Source organism: Dietzia sp. SYD-A1 (genome assembly GCF_015356725.1).
Taxonomy (GTDB): domain Bacteria; phylum Actinomycetota; class Actinomycetes; order Mycobacteriales; family Mycobacteriaceae; genus Dietzia.
Genome location: NZ_JADDKI010000664.1, coordinates 1 through 1,373 on the forward strand (window position 1 = coordinate 1; position 1,373 = coordinate 1,373).

2 protein-coding genes are annotated in these 1,373 nt (G+C 72.2%); both read right to left on the reverse strand.

Features of this window, described 5'->3' with window-relative positions; genetic code table 11:
• A partial coding sequence (locus IY392_RS18330) for a GNAT family N-acetyltransferase (protein WP_194862000.1) occupies positions 1-745 on the reverse strand: 745 nt, incomplete at its 3' end.
• On the reverse strand, positions 738-1,373 hold a 636-nt coding region (locus IY392_RS18335), incomplete at its 5' end, for a peptide deformylase (protein ID WP_194862001.1). The genes IY392_RS18335 and IY392_RS18330, both read right to left, overlap by 8 nt.

Below are 1,373 nucleotides of genomic sequence, written 5' to 3' on the forward strand. Positions count from 1 at the left end.
TCCCTGGCCCAGCCAACCCCGCGGTCGCCAGCATCGCGGGCCGGACTCGGTCGGGTTCCAGACCGGCGGTGGCGTGGTACAGCGCGAGCCAGTCGTCGTCGGGGGAGTCGGCCAACACCACCGGGGGGCGCGCGTCGGCGGGGACGGTGGCGTCCACGCGCTCCAGCAGTTCGCGGCTGTCGACCGTGCACAGGACGAGTTCCCTGTCCGCGCGCACTCGTGCGGGATCCACCGGCCGACCGTCGAGCAGCATCCGGTCGGCGTCCACGAGCCGGTCCACGGCCACCAGGCGCAGTGGCAGGCCGCGGGCCGCGTACCAGTCGCGGACCCCGTCCAGCTCCGAGCAGCTGGCCCACGGCAACACCGGGACCGCCGAGTTCCCGCGGTAGGACCAGTCGTCACCGGCACGGCAGAACCAGCCGTCGACGAGCTCGAAGTCCGTGCCCGGCCACGCCAACGCACCCGCGTACTCGTGCGCCCGGACGTCGCGTGCCCGGACCGGCCGGGGCGGTAGCACCTTGAGCACCGCGATGTCGGAATCGGGGATCCGCACCTCCTCGCCCGACTCGCGGCGCACCACGAGTTCGGGATCCAGCGCGACCACGTGTCCGATGACGTCGGTGTAGAGGTGCGAACCCTGCCCGGCCTCCAGATGGCGACGGACCACCACGCGCATCCCCACCTCCACGCGTCGGCCGGCGTTCCACCGGGACCGGTCCGCCAGACCCCGGTCCTGCTCAGCCACGGGGGTCGGTGGCCTCGTCGTCGTCCCACTCGTCACCGTCGTCCTCGTCGGCGAACGGGTCGGGATCGGTGGTCGGGTCCCAGCTCAACCCGGGCACGCCCCAGCCTGCGTCGCGGATGAGGCGTTTGGCGGCCTTGCGGTGACGGCCGATCAGATGGTCGGTGTAGAGGTACCCGTCCAGGTGACCGACCTCGTGCTGCAGGCACCGCGCGAACAGGCCATAGCCCTCCACGGAGACCGGCTCGCCGTTCTCGTCGGTTCCGGTGACCCGGGCCCACCAGGCGCGCCCGCGCGGGAAGTTCACACCGGGGACGGAGAGGCATCCTTCGAGATCCTCCTCCGGGTCCGGCATGGTCTCCGGGATCTCGGAGGTCTCCAGCACCGGGTTGACGATGCAGCCGCGGCGGTTGAGCCAGCCGCCGCGGGCCTCGACGTCCTCGCGGGAGACGCCCTCGCCGTCCTCGGTGTCCAGATCGGGGCAGTCGTAGACGAACACCCGCTTGCGCACCCCCACCTGGTTGGCGGCCAGACCCACTCCGTTGGCGGCGTCCATCGTGTCGTAGAGGTCGCGGACGAGCTCGCGGATCTCCTCCGGGGACTCCGTGACGGGCTCGGTGGGGGTGTGGAG